Source organism: Streptomyces sp. NPDC058051 (assembly GCF_042885475.1).
In the GTDB taxonomy this organism is placed as follows: Bacteria; Actinomycetota; Actinomycetes; order Streptomycetales; family Streptomycetaceae; genus Streptomyces.
Genome location: NZ_JBHVRW010000009.1, coordinates 226,743 through 241,632, shown reverse-complemented (window position 1 = coordinate 241,632; position 14,890 = coordinate 226,743). Strand labels below are relative to the sequence as shown.

General features: G+C 70.3%; 14 protein-coding genes. 12 read left to right on the top strand and 2 right to left on the bottom strand.

Annotated elements, in window-relative coordinates:
- Positions 1-158 precede the first annotated feature (158 nt).
- From ACFVUT_RS17285 to ACFVUT_RS17265, 5 genes are all read left to right on the top strand, one after another.
- Positions 159-2,411 carry an MMPL family transporter gene (locus ACFVUT_RS17285; RefSeq protein ID WP_389648725.1) on the top strand — a complete coding sequence of 751 codons (2,253 nt, stop codon included), beginning with the start codon at positions 159-161 and terminating at the stop codon, positions 2,409-2,411.
- Between the two features lie 90 nt (positions 2,412-2,501).
- The gene (locus ACFVUT_RS17280) at positions 2,502-3,683 is read left to right on the top strand and encodes a sensor histidine kinase (protein ID WP_389648728.1); all 1,182 of its coding nucleotides are present in this window, start codon (positions 2,502-2,504) and stop codon (positions 3,681-3,683) included.
- Positions 3,680-4,351, top strand: coding sequence for a response regulator (locus tag ACFVUT_RS17275; RefSeq protein ID WP_389648731.1), 672 nt, complete (start codon positions 3,680-3,682; stop codon positions 4,349-4,351). The genes ACFVUT_RS17280 and ACFVUT_RS17275 overlap by 4 nt, the downstream gene beginning before the upstream one ends.
- Positions 4,352-4,561: 210 nt before the next feature.
- Positions 4,562-5,224 carry a hypothetical protein gene (locus ACFVUT_RS17270; protein WP_389648734.1) on the top strand — a complete coding sequence of 221 codons (663 nt, stop codon included), beginning with the start codon at positions 4,562-4,564 and terminating at the stop codon, positions 5,222-5,224.
- A 274-nt stretch (positions 5,225-5,498) separates the two neighbouring features.
- Complete coding sequence (locus ACFVUT_RS17265; protein WP_389648736.1) at positions 5,499-6,284, top strand: SAM-dependent methyltransferase; 786 nt, start codon at positions 5,499-5,501, stop codon at positions 6,282-6,284.
- Positions 6,285-6,369: 85 nt separating this feature from the next.
- Here the strand turns inward: ACFVUT_RS17265 and ACFVUT_RS17260 are convergent, their stop codons facing one another.
- Complete coding sequence (locus ACFVUT_RS17260) at positions 6,370-6,849, bottom strand: GNAT family N-acetyltransferase (protein WP_389648739.1); 480 nt, start codon at positions 6,847-6,849, stop codon at positions 6,370-6,372.
- A 50-nt stretch (positions 6,850-6,899) separates the two neighbouring features.
- Between ACFVUT_RS17260 and ACFVUT_RS17255 the strand changes: the two genes are divergently transcribed.
- The gene (locus ACFVUT_RS17255) at positions 6,900-7,718 is read left to right on the top strand and encodes an exodeoxyribonuclease III (protein WP_389648742.1); all 819 of its coding nucleotides are present in this window, start codon (positions 6,900-6,902) and stop codon (positions 7,716-7,718) included.
- Positions 7,719-7,731: 13 nt separating this feature from the next.
- Here ACFVUT_RS17255 and ACFVUT_RS17250 read toward each other — a convergent pair whose 3' ends face one another.
- Positions 7,732-8,385, bottom strand: coding sequence for a MerR family transcriptional regulator (locus ACFVUT_RS17250; RefSeq protein ID WP_389649277.1), 654 nt, complete (start codon positions 8,383-8,385; stop codon positions 7,732-7,734).
- A gap of 167 nt (positions 8,386-8,552) precedes the next feature.
- Here ACFVUT_RS17250 and ACFVUT_RS17245 point away from each other — a divergent pair, with 167 nt between their 5' ends.
- The 6 genes from ACFVUT_RS17245 to ACFVUT_RS17220 form a co-directional block, all read left to right on the top strand.
- On the top strand, positions 8,553-10,142 hold the full coding sequence (locus ACFVUT_RS17245) for a flavin-containing monooxygenase (RefSeq protein WP_389648744.1): 1,590 nt from the start codon (positions 8,553-8,555) through the stop codon (positions 10,140-10,142).
- Positions 10,139-11,134: an alpha/beta fold hydrolase gene (locus ACFVUT_RS17240; protein WP_389648747.1), complete on the top strand. Its 996-nt coding sequence runs from the start codon at positions 10,139-10,141 to the stop codon at positions 11,132-11,134. The genes ACFVUT_RS17245 and ACFVUT_RS17240 overlap by 4 nt, the downstream gene beginning before the upstream one ends.
- On the top strand, positions 11,131-12,024 hold the full coding sequence (locus tag ACFVUT_RS17235) for an SDR family oxidoreductase (RefSeq protein WP_389648749.1): 894 nt from the start codon (positions 11,131-11,133) through the stop codon (positions 12,022-12,024). The genes ACFVUT_RS17240 and ACFVUT_RS17235 overlap by 4 nt, the downstream gene beginning before the upstream one ends.
- Before the next feature lie 85 nt (positions 12,025-12,109).
- Positions 12,110-12,364: a hypothetical protein gene (locus ACFVUT_RS17230; RefSeq protein ID WP_389648752.1), complete on the top strand. Its 255-nt coding sequence runs from the start codon at positions 12,110-12,112 to the stop codon at positions 12,362-12,364.
- A gap of 192 nt (positions 12,365-12,556) precedes the next feature.
- Positions 12,557-12,979 carry a hypothetical protein gene (locus ACFVUT_RS17225; RefSeq protein WP_389648755.1) on the top strand — a complete coding sequence of 141 codons (423 nt, stop codon included), beginning with the start codon at positions 12,557-12,559 and terminating at the stop codon, positions 12,977-12,979.
- A partial coding sequence (locus ACFVUT_RS17220) for a tetratricopeptide repeat protein (RefSeq protein WP_389670979.1) occupies positions 12,976-14,890 on the top strand: 1,915 nt, incomplete at its 3' end. The genes ACFVUT_RS17225 and ACFVUT_RS17220, both read left to right, overlap by 4 nt.

Sequence of the window (14,890 nt, the reverse complement as noted above, 5' to 3'; positions counted from 1 at the left end):
GGCCGCCGCCGGACCGTTCTTCTGCTGCGGTCGCAGTAGACGCGGATGCGGTCGTAGTAGATACGGATGTCTGCGCTGGGGCAACGACGTGAGGCGGGTGGTCGGGGAGGGTCGAGGAGACCGGAATCCCTCGACGCCGACCCTGGAGACATTTCCCCGTGGCTACTTTCCTCTATCGACTGGCCCGGCTGGCCTTCCGGCGGCGGTGGCGTTTCGCCCTGGCGTGGGCGGCGGTACTGGCAGCCGTCGGTGTGGGCGCCGTGATGGCGCCCGCCGCGCCCGACGACTCCAACGGCATGTCCGGCATCGAGGCCCAGCAGGCGTTCGATCTGATCCAGCAGCGCTACCCCGGCACGGCGGCCGACGGGGCGAGCGCCCGCATTGTGTTCGTGGCCCCTGACGGGCAGAACGTCACCGCCGCCGCGAACAAGGCGGCGATCACGGCGTTCGTCGATGAGGCGGCCCACAGCTCCCCGCAGGTTTCCGGGGCGGTGAGCCCCTTTGCCGCAGGCACGGTGAGCGATGACGGGTCGACCGCGTACGCGACCGTGACCTACAAGGTGGCTTCTTCCGACCTGAGCGACGCCAGTAGGACCGCTCTTGAGGATGCGGTCGATGACGCCCGGGACGCGGGCCTGAGCGTCGAGGCGGGCGGAGACGTTCTGTCGGCGCAGGTCGAGGCCGGTGGGTCGTCCGAGGTGATCGGTATCGTCCTCGCTGCCGTCGTCCTGCTGATCACCTTCGGTTCGCTCGCCGCCGCCGGGCTCCCGCTGCTGACGGCGGTCCTCGGCGTCGGCGTGAGCACGGCCGCAGTCATGGCCCTGGGCAGCGCGCTGGGCCTGTCCGCCACCACCGGCACCCTCGCCAGCATGCTGGGCCTGGCCTGCGGCATCGACTACGCGATGTTCATCGTGTCCCGCTACCGCGAGGAGCGCGCCAAGGGGCACGTGCCACAGGAAGCGGCGGCCCTTGCCGCCGGCACCGCCGGGTCCGCCGTGGTCTTTGCGGGCATGACCGTCGTGATCGCCCTGGCGGGGCTCTCGGTGGTCGGCATTCCGATGCTGACCAAGATGGGCCTGGCCGCCGCAGGTGCCATCGTCGTCAGCGTGCTCATCGCGCTGACCCTCGTCCCCGCGCTTCTGGGCTTCTGGCCGAACGCGGTCCTCTCCCGCCGTTCCCGCAAGGGCCGCCGGGCGACAGAGGGCGGCAGGGACAACGGCATCGGCGATCACGGCGGCAGCGACAACGGCGGCAGCCGCTGGGCCCGCTTCGTACTGCGCCGCCCGCTGCTGATCCTCCTCGCCTCCGTCGCAGCGCTCGGTGCGATCGCGATCCCGGCCAAGGATCTGCAACTGGGCATGCCCGGCGCGGAGGCCCAGCCGACTTCCACCACCGAGCGCCGCGCTTACGACGACCTTGCGGCAGCCTTCGGCCCCGGTTTCAACGGACCTCTGACCATCGTCGTGGACGCCCGGGGAGCCGACGACGCGAAGGCGGCCGTCTCCACGATCAGCCAGGAGATCAAGGACACCGACGGGATCGTCTCCGTCACCCCGGCCCGGTTCAACGACGCGGGTGACACGGCCATGTTCTCCGCGACGCCCTCGACCGGCCCCACCGCCGAACAGACCAAGGATCTCGTCAAGACCATCAGGACGGAACGTTCCGCCACCGAGAAGTCGACCGGCGCGACCTTCAAGGTCACCGGCACCACCGCGATGAACATCGACGTCGCCCAGAAGGTCCAGGACGCGCTGATCCCCTACCTTGCCATCGTGGTCGGCCTGGCCATCCTGCTCCTGATGATCGTCTTCCGCTCGGTCCTCGTCCCCCTCAAGGCGGCGGCCGGCTTCCTCCTGTCGGTGCTGGCCTCCCTCGGCGCGGTCGTCGCGGTCTTCCAGTGGGGCTGGCTCGCCGGCCTCCTGGGCGTGCAGCAGACCGGCCCGATCATGAGCATGATGCCGATCTTCCTGGTCGGCATCGTCTTCGGACTCGCCATGGACTACGAAGTGTTCCTGGTCTCACGGATGCGGGAAGCGCACGTTCACGGGGAGCAGCCCCGGCAGGCGGTCGAGTCCGGGTTCCGCCACAGTGCCCGCGTGGTGGTGGCCGCCGCGCTCATCATGATGGCCGTGTTCTCCGGATTCGTCGGCGCCGGCGAATCCATGATCAAGATGATCGGTTTCGGGCTCGCCGTCGCCGTCCTGTTCGACGCGTTCGTCGTGCGCATGGCCTTCGTACCGGCCGTCCTCGCGCTGCTCGGCCGGTATGCGTGGTGGATGCCGAAGTGGCTGGGACGCCTCCTGCCCAAGGTCGACGTCGAGGGCGAGGGCCTGGCCCGTCAGACCGTCGCCCCGCCCGCGCCCCGCGTGCCCGGCGACCGGGCGGGCACCGAACCCGTGCGGCTGTGACCCTCGCGCCGGGGACCGGCGCAGCCGGGCCGGGCGGCGACGTGAGGTCGTGGCCCGGCCCTCAGTACGTACGGTGAAGGAGTGCAGGACATGGAGAACCGCCGGCGCGGGTGGCTGGGAGCCCACACCGGGGTCAGGGATGCGATACCGCCGCTGGTGATCACGCTCGCGGCGGTACCCGCGACCGCCTTCGCCGGCGGTCACTGGCACCAGCCGAGCACGGCGGGCGTGGCCTGGGTGGCCCTCAGCTGCTTCCCGCTGCTGCTGCGCTACCGGTGGCCGGTCCATGTGGTGGCCGCGGTCGTCGCCGTGCAGATCACCCAGGTGACGGTGGGACACAACAGCGCCATGGTCGCCCTGCCGGCCATCGTCGCCCTCTACACCGTGGGACTGCTGCGCCCCGGGCGCACCGCATGGATCTCGGGAGCCATCGCCGCGGCGGCCCTCTCCGCTGCCGGGACGGTGCTCGCCCGCCCGGCGGCGATCAGCGGCGACATGCTCCTCTGGTTCGACCTGCTGATGCTGGCCACCGGCCTCGGTGTCGTCGTGCGGGTGCGCCGCGAACGGCTGGCGTCGATCGAAGCGCGGGCTGTGCACGCCGAGGAGACCCGCGAGGCGGAGGCGCGTCGCCGGGTCACCGAGGAACGCGTGCGCATCGCCCGTGAACTGCACGATGTCGTCGCCCATCACATCACCTTGGTGAACGCCCAGGCGGGCGTCGCCCAGCACCTCGTACGCACCGACGCGGAGAAGGCATACCAGGCGCTGGGCGCCATCAAGGAGACCAGCCGTTCGGCCTTGGACGAGCTCCGTGCCACGGTCGGACTGCTGCGGTATTCGGACGACGACACGCCTCTTTCCCTCGCCCCGACCCCTGGCCTGGACGGCCTGGACAGCCTCGTGGACGGATTTCGGCAGGCAGGACAGAGCATCCGGCTGGCCCGGAGCGGCAAGCCCCGGCAACTCGCCCCCTCGACGGATCTGGCCGCCTATCGCATCATCCAGGAAGCGCTCACCAACGCCCACAAGCACGCCAGGGCCTCTCTCACCGAGGTCACTCTTGCCTATGGCGAACGCACACTGGAGATCACAGTGGCCGACAACGGCCGCGGTACCGCGAAGCAGGGTGCCGGCACCGGCCACGGGCTCATCGGCATGAGAGAGCGCGCCACGGCCTTCGGCGGAACCCTCACTGCCGGACCCGCACCACACGGCGGATACCGCGTACACGCCACACTGCCCCTGCCGCAGCCACCGAAGGACGCCGCGTGACCATCCGTATCCTGCTCGCCGACGACCAGGCGCTGCTGCGCGGCACGTTCCGGCTGCTCATCGACAGTGAGCCGGACATGGAGGTCGTAGCCGAAGCCGCCAACGGCCGGGCTGCCGTCGAACTGGCCCGTACCCACCGCGCGGACCTGATCCTCATGGACATCCGCATGCCGGAGACGGACGGCATCGCCGCCACCCGCCTCATCGGCGAGGACGAGGACCTCGCAGGGGTGCGCGTCCTGATCCTGACCACCTTCGAGGACGACGCATATGTCTTCGAGGCGCTGCACGCCGGCGCGAGCGGATTCCTCGGCAAGGGCGTCGACCCGCCCGACCTGCTGGCCGCGATCCGCGTGGTGGCGGGCGGCGAAGCTCTGCTGTCCCCGGCAGCCACGCAGAAACTCATCGCCCGGGTCCTGTCCCAGCCGCACGCGAGCCGCGCCCCCGCATCGGACCGCCTCGACTCCCTGACACCGAGGGAACGCGAGGTGATGACACAGGTTGCCATGGGCCTGTCGAACGACGAGATCGCCGAACGCCTCTTCGTCGCCCCGCTCACCGTGAAGACCCACGCCAACCGGGCGATGACGAAACTGGGTGCCCGCGACCGCGCCCAGCTCGTCGTCATGGCTTACGAGGCCGGACTCGTCCGGGCCGGCGGAGCCTGAGCATGCGTACATCCGCTGCCGGGAACGGACCCGACCGAGCCGCACCCTGTGGTCCTGGACCGGACGGCTCACCCGGAGCCGGACGGCGGCCCGTCGTCCACGCGCCGGCGAAACACGCCTGCGGGCCTGTTGATCGCGGGACAGTCCTCAGGCTGCCCGAACAACTTCTCCACCGCCCTGCTGGACTTCCCACCCCACAGGTGACCACGCATGACTGAGCCGCACCCGCTCCTGGCCCGCTTCCTCGACGCGTCCGACGGCCGATTCCCGCCGTGCGACGGCGGCGTGACGGTGCTGCCACCACTGCCGGGCGGACTGGAGTGCTCCGTCGCCTTCACCGGGCACGCGGTCATCGCCACCGCTCTGGCCTACAGCGAAGTGCACGCCCGGGAACCCGACGGTTTCGGCGCCTCCCTGGCACCCGACTTCCTTCGCCACCTCGCGGGTCGCTACGGGTGGATCGGTGTCATCGACGCCACCCTCACGACCCGCGGCACCGGGGGCACCCCACGCCTCGCCGAGCTGACGGGTGCGACGGACAGCCACCCGCGTGTCGTCCACGCCCGTGCGCTGCGCACCGGCGTCAGGGTCTACGGCGACGAGCGGGGCCTCATCACCCTGGCCGACGGCCTTGCCGGACGGCGCGAGCTGAGCATCGAACTCCACGCCCCCCGCAACGGCAGCCGGGGCCAGGGGCGCGGCCTCCTCACCGATGCCCTCTCCCTCGTTCCCGAGGGCGAACCGGTCTTCGCCGCCGTGTCCCCGGGCAACGCCCGCTCACTGCGTGCCTTCCTGGCCTGCGGCTTCACTCCGATCGGCAGCGAAGTGGTGGTGCGACCGCGGCGGAGCATCAGCCATCCGTGGGCCGCTTGACGGGCCATCGCCTCTGGACCGGGGGTGAAGGCGCCGTTCGGGGGCCCGCGTTGGGTGATTCCCCGGTGGATTCCGGGGCGGGCGGTGTGTTCGACGAGGCGTGGGCGACAGCCGGTGGGGATGAGCCCGGCTGTTCTTCGGGGGGCGTGGCGTGAAGTTGGTGGCAGGGCCAACTACGCTGGCTGTGCTCGCCCGTTCGGCGCGTTCTGTCGGGGGTTGCGCGTCGGGCCGGGTTCTCAGCTGCTCGTGATGGCCCTGTACGGAGGAGTGTCCTGTGACGGCCGGAATACCCAAGCTCCAGATCGACACCAGCAAGCCCCACCCCGCGCGGGTCTACGACTGGCTGCTCGGCGGCAAGGACAACTATCCCGTCGACCAGCAGGTGGGGGAGAAGCTGCCGGAGGAGGCGCGGGGCAACGCGGCGCGGAACCGGGCCTTCATGCACCGGGCCTCCGCGTGGCTGGCCCAACGCGGTGTCGACCAGTTCCTCGACATCGGCACCGGCATTCCCACGGCACCCAATCTGCACCAGGTCGTCCAGGCCATCACGCCGACCGCCCGGATCGTCTACGCGGACAACGACCCGATCGTTCTGCGCCACGCGGAAGCGCTGCTGGTCAGCAGCCCGGAGGGGCGTACCGACTACATCCACGCGGACGTACGGCAACCGCAGGCGATCCTCGAACACGCCCGTGAGCGCCTGGACTTCAGCAGGCCCGTCGCGCTGTCCCTGATCGCCCTGATGCACTTCCTGCCCGATGACCAGGACCCGTACGGGGTCACGCGCACGCTGGTCGAGGCCCTGCCGACGGGCAGCTTCCTGGTGCTCTCGCACGGCACGGCCGACCAGCATCCCGAGCTGCGGCAGGAGACCGAGACCGCCTACAAGAAGGGGGCGATTCCGCTGCGGATGCGTACCCGGAGCGAGGTCGAGCCCTTCTTCGACGGTCTGGAGCTGGTCGATCCCGGGCTGGTGTTCGCCACGGAGTGGTATCAGGAGGAGCCCGCACCGGTTCGGGAACGCAGTGGCTTCTACGTGGGAGTCGCGCGGGTGCGCTGAACCGGAACGCGGGTGCGCTGAGCGGGAACGCGGGTGCGCTGAGCGGGAAGGAGTGCGGTCCCGGACCGATGAGTCCGGGTGCGTGTCACCGCAGCGGCTTCGCGTAGCAGCGGCTGCTCTCGTACGTGCGGTAGTGGCCGAACTTCTGGCACGGGGCGTACCCGCTGGATATGTACAGCGCGATCGCCTCGGGCTGCTTGTCCCCGGTCTCCAGCACCATGCGGGTCCGGCCCGCCGCCAGCGCGTCTGCCTCCAGGGCGGCCAGGATGCGGCGGGCGAGCCCCTGGCCGCGGCCCTCGGGGATCACGAACATGCGCTTGAGCTCGGCGTCGCCGTCGGAGTAGCCCTCGTCGTTCTGTTCCTGCGAGCGCCAGCCGCCGGTGGCGACCGGGCGGCCCTGCGCATCGTAGGCGAGGAGGTACAGACCGTTCGGCGGCTCGAACATCGAGGGGTCGAGCGGTGTGACATCGCCCTCGTCGCCGTACCGCGCCGCGTATTCGAGCTGCACCTGGTCGTTGAGTTTGACGGCATCGGCGTGATCGAAGGGCCGAGGGTGGATAAGCATGCGATCGATGGTACATGTATGCGGGTCGCTGGTGTCGGTATCGTGCCGGAATGCTCACTGTGACGACCGTCAATGTAAACGGGCTCCGCGCTGCCGCCAAGAAAGGCTTTGTCGAGTGGCTGGCCCGCACCGAAGCCGATGTGATCTGCCTCCAGGAGGTGCGGGCCGAGCCGGGGCAGCTGCCCGCGGAGGTGCGCGAGCCCGAGGGCTGGCACACCGTGCATGCTCCGGCCGCCGCCAAGGGGCGGGCCGGTGTTTCCCTCTATGCGCGGCGGGCCCCCGAGCGCGTGCAGACGGGGTTCGGCGGCTTCGGGGACACCGGGAGCGACGAGTTCGACGCGAGTGGCCGCTACATCGAGGTCGATCTTCCCGGTGTCACGGTGGCGAGCCTCTATCTGCCGTCCGGTGAGGTCGGCACGGAGAAGCAGGCGGAGAAGGAGCGGTTCATGGCCGCGTTCCTCCCCTATCTGAAGGGCCTCAGGGAGCGTGCGGCGGCCGAGGGCCGCGAGGTCGTGGTGTGCGGCGACTGGAACATCGCCCACCAGGAGGCCGACCTGAAGAACTGGCGGGGCAACAAGAAGAACTCCGGCTTCCTCCCCGAGGAGCGGGCGTGGCTGACCCGGGTCTTCGACGAGGCCGCGTACGTCGATGTCGTACGCGCGCTGCATCCGGAGGAGGAGGGGCCGTACTCGTGGTGGTCCTACCGGGGGCGGGCCTTCGACAACGACACGGGCTGGCGGATCGACTACCAGGTGGCGACGCCCGGACTGGCCGGGCGCGCGGTGAAGGGCTGGGTCGAGCGGGCCGCGACGCACGGCGAGCGGTGGAGCGACCACGCTCCGGTGACGGTGGTCTACGAGGTGGCGTAGGCGGGCGGCCCCGTCAGGGCGTCGGCTCGGGCGGTGGTGGGGCGTCGGCGCTCCCGCGGCGCAGCCGCCGGTCCAGGGCCATGGAGAGCTCGGCGTCCACCACCGCGCGGGCCAGGGGGCGCAGTTGCGGAGGTTCCGGGGCGTCGCTGTGGGCTTCGAGGACGCCGACGAAGAGTTCGGCGAGCGCGTCCGCGTGCTCGCGGACCCGGCGGCCGGCCGACAGCACCGTGGCGAGCGGCACCCCTTCCCGCACCAGCTGGGCCGACACCTCCAGGAGGCGCCGGCTGATGTGGACGATCTCGTCGCCGTCGGTGGCCAGATAGCCCAGGTTGAGGGCGGCGGCCAGATTCTCCGGGGTGACCTCGCCCTCGAAGTAGTCCGCGAGCTGTTCCGGGGTGAGGCGGACCGGGGTCTCCTCGGTCGGTTCGCCCAGGCCCAGCACCTCGGCGACATCGCGGCCGCTCTCGAAGGTGCGGGCGAGATCGGCGATGCCGGTGAGGGTGTGGCCGCGCTCCAGCAGGCCCGCGATGGTGCGCAGCCGGGCCAGGTGGTGGTCGTCGTACCAGGCGATGCGGCCCTCGCGGCGGGGTGGCGAGATCAGGCCGCGCTCCCGGTAGAAGCGCACGGTCCGTACGGGGATGCCGGCCTCCTTGGCCAGCTCCTCCATCCGGTATTCACGGTGCTCGCGTCCCTCTGCCACACCCGCACCCTATGTTGTACCGCCGGTAACTTTCCCTTGCCGCCCCCTACCCATCGGTACGGAGCTGTTCTACCCTCCCAACAATGCCAGTGATTGCTGGCAGAGTCGTGTGACGTACCGCGGGAGGCGGCAGCATGGCCCAGCACGAGCACGTACGAGTGGCGGTGATCGGATCCGGATTCGGGGGCCTCGGGGCCGCGGTCCGGCTGCGTCGTGAAGGCATAACGGACTTCGTCGTCCTGGAACGGGCCGACTCCGTCGGCGGCACCTGGCGTGACAACAGCTACCCGGGTTGCGCCTGCGACGTGCCGTCGCACCTCTACTCGTTCTCGTTCGCCCCCAACTCCGAGTGGCCGCGCACCTTCTCCGGTCAGGAACACATCCGTGCCTACCTGGAGCACGTCGCGGACACCTTCGGGCTGCGCCGGCACATCCGGCTCAACCATGAAGTGATGAAGATGAGTTGGGACCGCGACCAGCTCCACTGGGTCATCGAGACCGGTAACGGGGCCACGATCGCCGCCGATGTCGTCGTCTCCGCGACCGGTCCGCTCTCCGACCCGAAGACGCCGGACATCCCCGGACTCGACAGCTTCCCCGGCAAGGTCTTCCACTCGGCCCGCTGGGACCACGACTACGACCTGACCGGCAAGCGCGTCGCGATGATAGGCACCGGCGCCTCCGCCATCCAGATCGTGCCCTCGATCCAGCCGAAGGCCGCCAAGCTGACGCTCTTCCAGCGCACCCCGCCGTGGGTCATGCCGCGCATGGACCGCAGGATCAGCGGCGCCGAACGCTGGCTGCACCGCACCCTCCCCTTCACCGGCGCCGCACGCCGTGGACTGCTCTGGGGCATACGGGAGTTGCAGGTCAGCGCCTTCACCAAGCACCCGAACGAGCTGGGCGTGGTCGAGCGGATCGCCAAGTCCAACATGGCCCGGTCCATCAAGGACCCGGCGCTCCGGGCCAAGCTGACCCCCTCGTACCGCATCGGCTGCAAGCGCATCCTGCTCTCCAGCGCCTACTACCCGGCGCTCGCCCAGCCCAATGTGGACGTGGTCGCCTCCGGTCTGGCCGAGGTGCGCGGTTCCACGGTGGTCGCGTCCGACGGTACGGAGGCCGAGGTCGACGCGATCGTCTTCGGTACCGGCTTCCACGTGACCGACATGCCGATCGCCGAGCGCGTGGTGGGCGCGGAGGGGATCACGCTCGCCGAGTCCTGGAAGGACGGCATGCAGGCGCTGCGCGGTGCGAGCGCGGCGGGCTTCCCGAACTGGATGACGATCATCGGCCCCAACACGGGCCTGGGGAACTCCTCGATGATCCTCATGATCGAGTCCCAGCTGAACTACATGGCCGACTACCTGCGCCAGTTGAACGTGCTGGGCGGACGCGTCGCACTCGACGCGCGCCCCTCGGCGGTCGGGTCGTGGAACCACCGCGTCCAGGAGCGGATGAAGCGCACCGTGTGGAACACCGGCGGCTGCACCAGCTGGTACCTGGACGCCCAGGGGCGCAACACGACGGTCTGGCCGGGCACCACCTCCGAGTTCCGCAAGGTGACGCGGTCGGTCGACCTGGCGGAGTACGAGGTCGTCCGGGCGCCGGATCCGGAACGGGCCACCGTTCCCGTGCAGTCCGTTCCCGCGCAGTCCGCGCCCGCGCAGTCCGCGCCCGCGCGGTCCGCCTCCGGGCAGTCCGTCGCCGAGGAGGTCGCGGGATGAGCCGGTCGCTGCGGCGTGACGACGCCCCGCCCGTCCCCGCGCGGGAACTGACCGCGATATCCGCCGACGGTGCCCGGATCCATGTCGAGGTGCACGGGCCGGACGGTGCCCCCGCGGTGGTCCTGTCGCACGGCTGGACCTGCAGCACCCACTTCTGGGCCGCCCAGATCCGGGACCTTGCCGCGGACCACCGGGTCGTCGCCTACGACCAGCGGGGCCACGGCGGTTCGCCCGCGGTCGGCCGTGAGGGATACAGCACGGACGCCCTCGCCGACGACCTCGAAGCGGTGCTGGCCGCCACCCTCGAACCGGGGGAGAAGGCGGTGCTCGCGGGGCACTCGATGGGCGGAATGACGATGATGGCCGCCGCGCGGCGGGCCGGGCTGCGTGAGCACGCGGCGGCCGTACTGCTGTGCAGTACCGGAAGTTCGCGGCTGATCTCCGAGTCGCTGGTGGTGCCGTTGCGGGCCGGGGCCGTCCGTACCCGGATGACCCGCGCGATCCTCGGGGCGCGGGCTCCGCTGGGGCCGGTCACGCCGGTGTCCAGGCGGATACTCAAGTACGGCACGATGGGCGCGGGTTCGGCCCCTGAACGGGTCGACACCTGCGCCCGGATCGTGCACGCGTGCCCGCGGGGGGCGCGGGTGGCCTGGGGACACGTCCTCGCGGATCTCGATCTCGACGCGGGAGTAAGGGAGTTGCGGGTGCCCACGGCCGTGATCGCGGGTACGGAGGACCGGCTGACGCCGCCCCTGCACGCCCGCGCCATCGCGGCGGCACTGCCCGACTGCCTGGGCCTCACCGAGCTGACGGGCATGGGTCACATGACACCGGTGGAGGCGCCGGAGGCGGTCACCGAGAGGATCCGGGAGCTCGTCACCGCGTACCTCCCGGGGAACGGTGTGAGCGGCGCGCACAGTGTGGGCAGTGTGGACGGTACGGGCGGCGCGGGTAGTGCGGACGGTACGGCCGAGAAGGAGGATGTCGCATGAGTGGCAGGCGGAGTCTCGAAGGACAGGTCGTCGTCGTCACGGGCGCGGCGCGCGGTGTGGGCGAACTGCTGGCGCGCAAACTCTCGGCGCGCGGCGCGAAGCTCGCTCTGGTCGGCCTGGAGCCGGACGAGCTGAAGAAGGTCTCGGAGCGGCTGCACGGGGAGAGTGACCACTGGTTCGCGGACGTCACCGACCACGAGGCGATGGCGCACGTCGCCGAACAGGTCAAGGAGCGGTTCGGGAAGGTCGACATCGTCGTCGCCAACGCCGGGGTCGCGACGGGGGGCCCGTTCGTCGACTCGGATCCGGAGGCGTGGCGCCGGGTCATCGAGGTCAATCTGATCGGTGGTGCGGTGACGGGGCGGGCGTTCCTGCCGGTGCTCATGGAGAGCCGCGGCTACTTCCTCCAGATCGCCTCGCTCGCGGCGATGACGCCCGCGCCGATGATGACCGCGTACTGCGCCTCCAAGTCGGGCGTGGAGGCGTTCGCGCACAGCCTGCGGGCCGAGGTCGGCTACCGGGGAGTAAAGGTCGGGGTCGGCTACCTGTCCTGGACCGACACGGACATGGTGCGGGGCGCCGACCAGGACGACGTGATGCGGGAGCTGCGGCAGCGGCTGCCCTGGCCGACGAACCGTACGTATCCGCTGGGCCCGGCCGTCGACCGGATCGTGGCCGGGATCGAGCGGCGTTCCCCGCACGTGTACGCGCAGTGGTGGTTGCGCGGGATGCAGTCCGTGCGGGGATACCTGCCCGCGGTGATAGGGGTCGTCGGACAGCGCGAGATGCGGCGGTTCGGGGCGCGCCTGGAGAGTGTGGGCAAGGGGCTCGTGGGCGCCGGAGGCGCCGCTGACCAGCAAGCACGCGCGGTGCGTACGCAGAGTAAGTGATCGAAATGCGCTGAATGTCCGGGCGTGTCACTCTGGTCGAGGCCGTTACAGGCCGTTCCCCACGCACCCACTAGGAGTGAACAGCATGGGTATCGCTGACCAGTTCAAGGACAAGGCGCAGGAGCTCGCCGACCAGGCGAAGCGCAAGCAGGGCGAGGGCCGTAACGAGGGCCGCAACGAGGCCCGCAACGACGGCCGCCCCGAGGGTCGCCCCGAGGGTCGCACCGAGGGTCGTGAGCGGACGCAGGACGCGTCCGAGCGTGCCTCGAAGGCGTCGCAGCAGGGCCGTGACAGGGCCCAGCAGGCGCCGCGCGACACTCGCGAGCAGTTCGACCGCTGACGCTTCGCGACCCTGCGCGTTGTCTGAGTGAGGGGCGCATCCGGGAGACCGGGTGCGCCCCTTGCGCGTGGCGTGGGACGGGTGGCGTCGGCGTTCCGGGAGGCGGCGGATTCACCGTCTTCGACAACGGGGGACGACGCGGTGGGCCACACTGGATCCCGCAAGGTTGTGGTGGAACCGGGGGGTGCCGGCATGGATTCTGAGATCGTTTCCTTGGTGGAGCAGGCGGGGCCGTATCTGACGGCGGCGTTGGGTGCCTACGGTGCCGGGGTTCTGGTGCGGGCGGAGGATGCCGCAGTCGATGCAACGGCCAATGTGGGCCGACGTGTCCTGGACGCGGTGTGGCGTCGGCGGGGCAACTCGGAGCGCGCCGCGTTGGAGGCGGCCGTGCGGGACGCCGCCGAGGAGCCCGATGACGCAGACGCTGCGGCGGCCCTGCGCCAGCAGATCAAGCGCGCACTGCGTGAAGACGACGGACTGCGGGCGGAGTTGGCGGCGCTGTTGCCTGCCGGAGCGCCGGGGTCCGTCTCGGTGACGGCGTCAGGTGAGCGGGCCATCGCGGCGCAGCACATCACCACCGCGATCACCGGCGACAACACCACTCTGCGGCTGTGACGGCGCCTGTGCCCGGTGCCGTTCCCGAACCGCGCGGAATCGAAGCGTCCGGTGAAAGGTCGCTCGCCGCGCGCTCGATCGGGGTCGCGGTCTCGGGCGACCATGCCCGCTTCGTTTCCTTGCCACCCCAAGTGGTGCAGTGGGCACGGGAGGTGGAAGCGCCACCCGGTACGGCCAACCTGCCCGGATCGGCTTCGGGGGTGTTCGTCGGCCGTGAGGACGCGTTGGACCTGCTGCGCGGCAAGCTGACCGGTGCGGGTGATGCGGCGGTGACGCAGACGGGCGCCGTTCACGGCCTGGGCGGTATCGGCAAGAGCACCTTGGCCCTGCACTACGCGGTTCGGTTCCGGGACACCTACACCCTGGTGTGGTGGATCAACGCCGAGACCTCGGAGCGGATCGAGGCGGGACTGTCCGGGCTGGCCGGCCACCTCTGCCCGTACTGGGCGCATACCGCCACGGTCGAGGAGCGCACGGCATGGGCGGTGACCTGGCTGCAGTGGCATCCGGGCTGGCTCCTGGTCTTCGACAACGTCGAACACCCCGAACAACTGCGTCCCTATCTCGGTTCGCTGCCCGGCGGGCACCATCTGGCGACCAGCCGCAAGGCCACCGGCTGGCACACCATCGGTCCCACCCTGCCGTTGGACCTCCTCGGCCCCGTCGCCTCCGCGGACCTCCTGTGCCGCCTCGCCTGCAACGGCCGTACACCCACTCCCGAACAGAGGGAGGAGGCCGAAGCCCTTGCCGCGGAACTCGGTCATCTGCCGCTCGCCCTGGAACAGGCCGGTGCCTATCTCCATCAGACCGGCAAGGAAATCGGCGCCTACCGGAGGACGTTGCCACGGATGCTGTCCAAGCACTCCGAGGGCATCGACCCCGAGCGCACCGTGGCCCGTGTGTGGAACCAGTCCATCGACGCCATCCATGCACGCGATCCCCTGGCCGTGACTCTCCTCGACGCTGCGGCGTGGCTCGCCCCGGACACCATCTCCCGCACGCTCCTGACGTCCCTCGCCGCCGAAACGGATGAGGCCGACGATGCGGTGGACGAAGCGCTCGGTGTCCTGCACGCCTACAACATGATCACTCTGTCCGGCCCCACTATCAGCGTGCACCGCCTCCTCCAAGTCGTCCTGCGCACAGCGGGCTCGGCAGGCATCGAGCACTCCTCCTCAGGAAGAACCGCCGCCGAGCAGGCTCTCCTGGCAGCCCTCCCTCTGCCCGACGAGGCACTGCCCACCGCCACACGGCGGTGGGAGGAACTGATGCCCCACGTCACCGCACTCGCCGCCAACCTCCCGCCGGCCAGTGCCACCGACACCACCTTCGAACTCTTCGACCGGGCGGCTGGCCACGCCCGACGGGCCGGGCAGATGGCGCGTGCGATCCCCTTTCTGTCGGCCGTCCTCGACCAGTGCGAGCAGGTCTTGGGTGACATGCACCCCGACACCCTGACCAGCCGCAACAACCTTGCGTACGCCTACGGGAGTGCGGGTGATGCCGGTCGGGCCATCCCGTTGTACGAGGCCACTCTCGCCCAGAGCGAGCAGGTCCTGGGTGACATGCATCCCCACACTCTTGCAAGCCGCAACAACCTTGCGTACGCCTACGGGAGTGTGGGTGATGTCGGTCGGGCCATCCCGTTGTACGAGGCCACTCTTGCTCAGCGTGAGGAGGTCTTGGGTGACATGCATCCCGACACCCTGACCGGTCGCAACAACCTCGCGTACGCCTACGAGAGTGCGGGCGACCTCGGCCGGGCCATCCCGTTGTACGAGGTCACTCTTGCTCAGCGTGAGGAGGTCTTGGGTGAGATGCACCCTGACACCCTGACCAGTCGCAACAACCTTGCCGGTGCCTACGAGAGTGCGGGTGATGTCGGTCGGGCCATCCCGTTGTACGAGGCCG

Bases quoted from the DNA above. Each gene is read 5' to 3' on its own strand.
- ACFVUT_RS17280 (WP_389648728.1), top strand. From the start codon at position 2,502: ATGGAGAACCGCCGGCGCGGGTGGCTGGGAGCCCACACCGGGGTCAGG.
- ACFVUT_RS17270 (WP_389648734.1), top strand. From the start codon at position 4,562: ATGACTGAGCCGCACCCGCTCCTGGCCCGCTTCCTCGACGCGTCCGAC.
- ACFVUT_RS17260 (WP_389648739.1), bottom strand. From the start codon at position 6,849: ATGCTTATCCACCCTCGGCCCTTCGATCACGCCGATGCCGTCAAACTC.
- ACFVUT_RS17255 (WP_389648742.1), top strand. From the start codon at position 6,900: ATGCTCACTGTGACGACCGTCAATGTAAACGGGCTCCGCGCTGCCGCC.
- ACFVUT_RS17250 (WP_389649277.1), bottom strand. From the start codon at position 8,385: ATGGAGGAGCTGGCCAAGGAGGCCGGCATCCCCGTACGGACCGTGCGC.
- ACFVUT_RS17245 (WP_389648744.1), top strand. From the start codon at position 8,553: ATGGCCCAGCACGAGCACGTACGAGTGGCGGTGATCGGATCCGGATTC.
- ACFVUT_RS17240 (WP_389648747.1), top strand. From the start codon at position 10,139: ATGAGCCGGTCGCTGCGGCGTGACGACGCCCCGCCCGTCCCCGCGCGG.
- ACFVUT_RS17235 (WP_389648749.1), top strand. From the start codon at position 11,131: ATGAGTGGCAGGCGGAGTCTCGAAGGACAGGTCGTCGTCGTCACGGGC.
- ACFVUT_RS17230 (WP_389648752.1), top strand. From the start codon at position 12,110: ATGGGTATCGCTGACCAGTTCAAGGACAAGGCGCAGGAGCTCGCCGAC.
- ACFVUT_RS17225 (WP_389648755.1), top strand. From the start codon at position 12,557: ATGGATTCTGAGATCGTTTCCTTGGTGGAGCAGGCGGGGCCGTATCTG.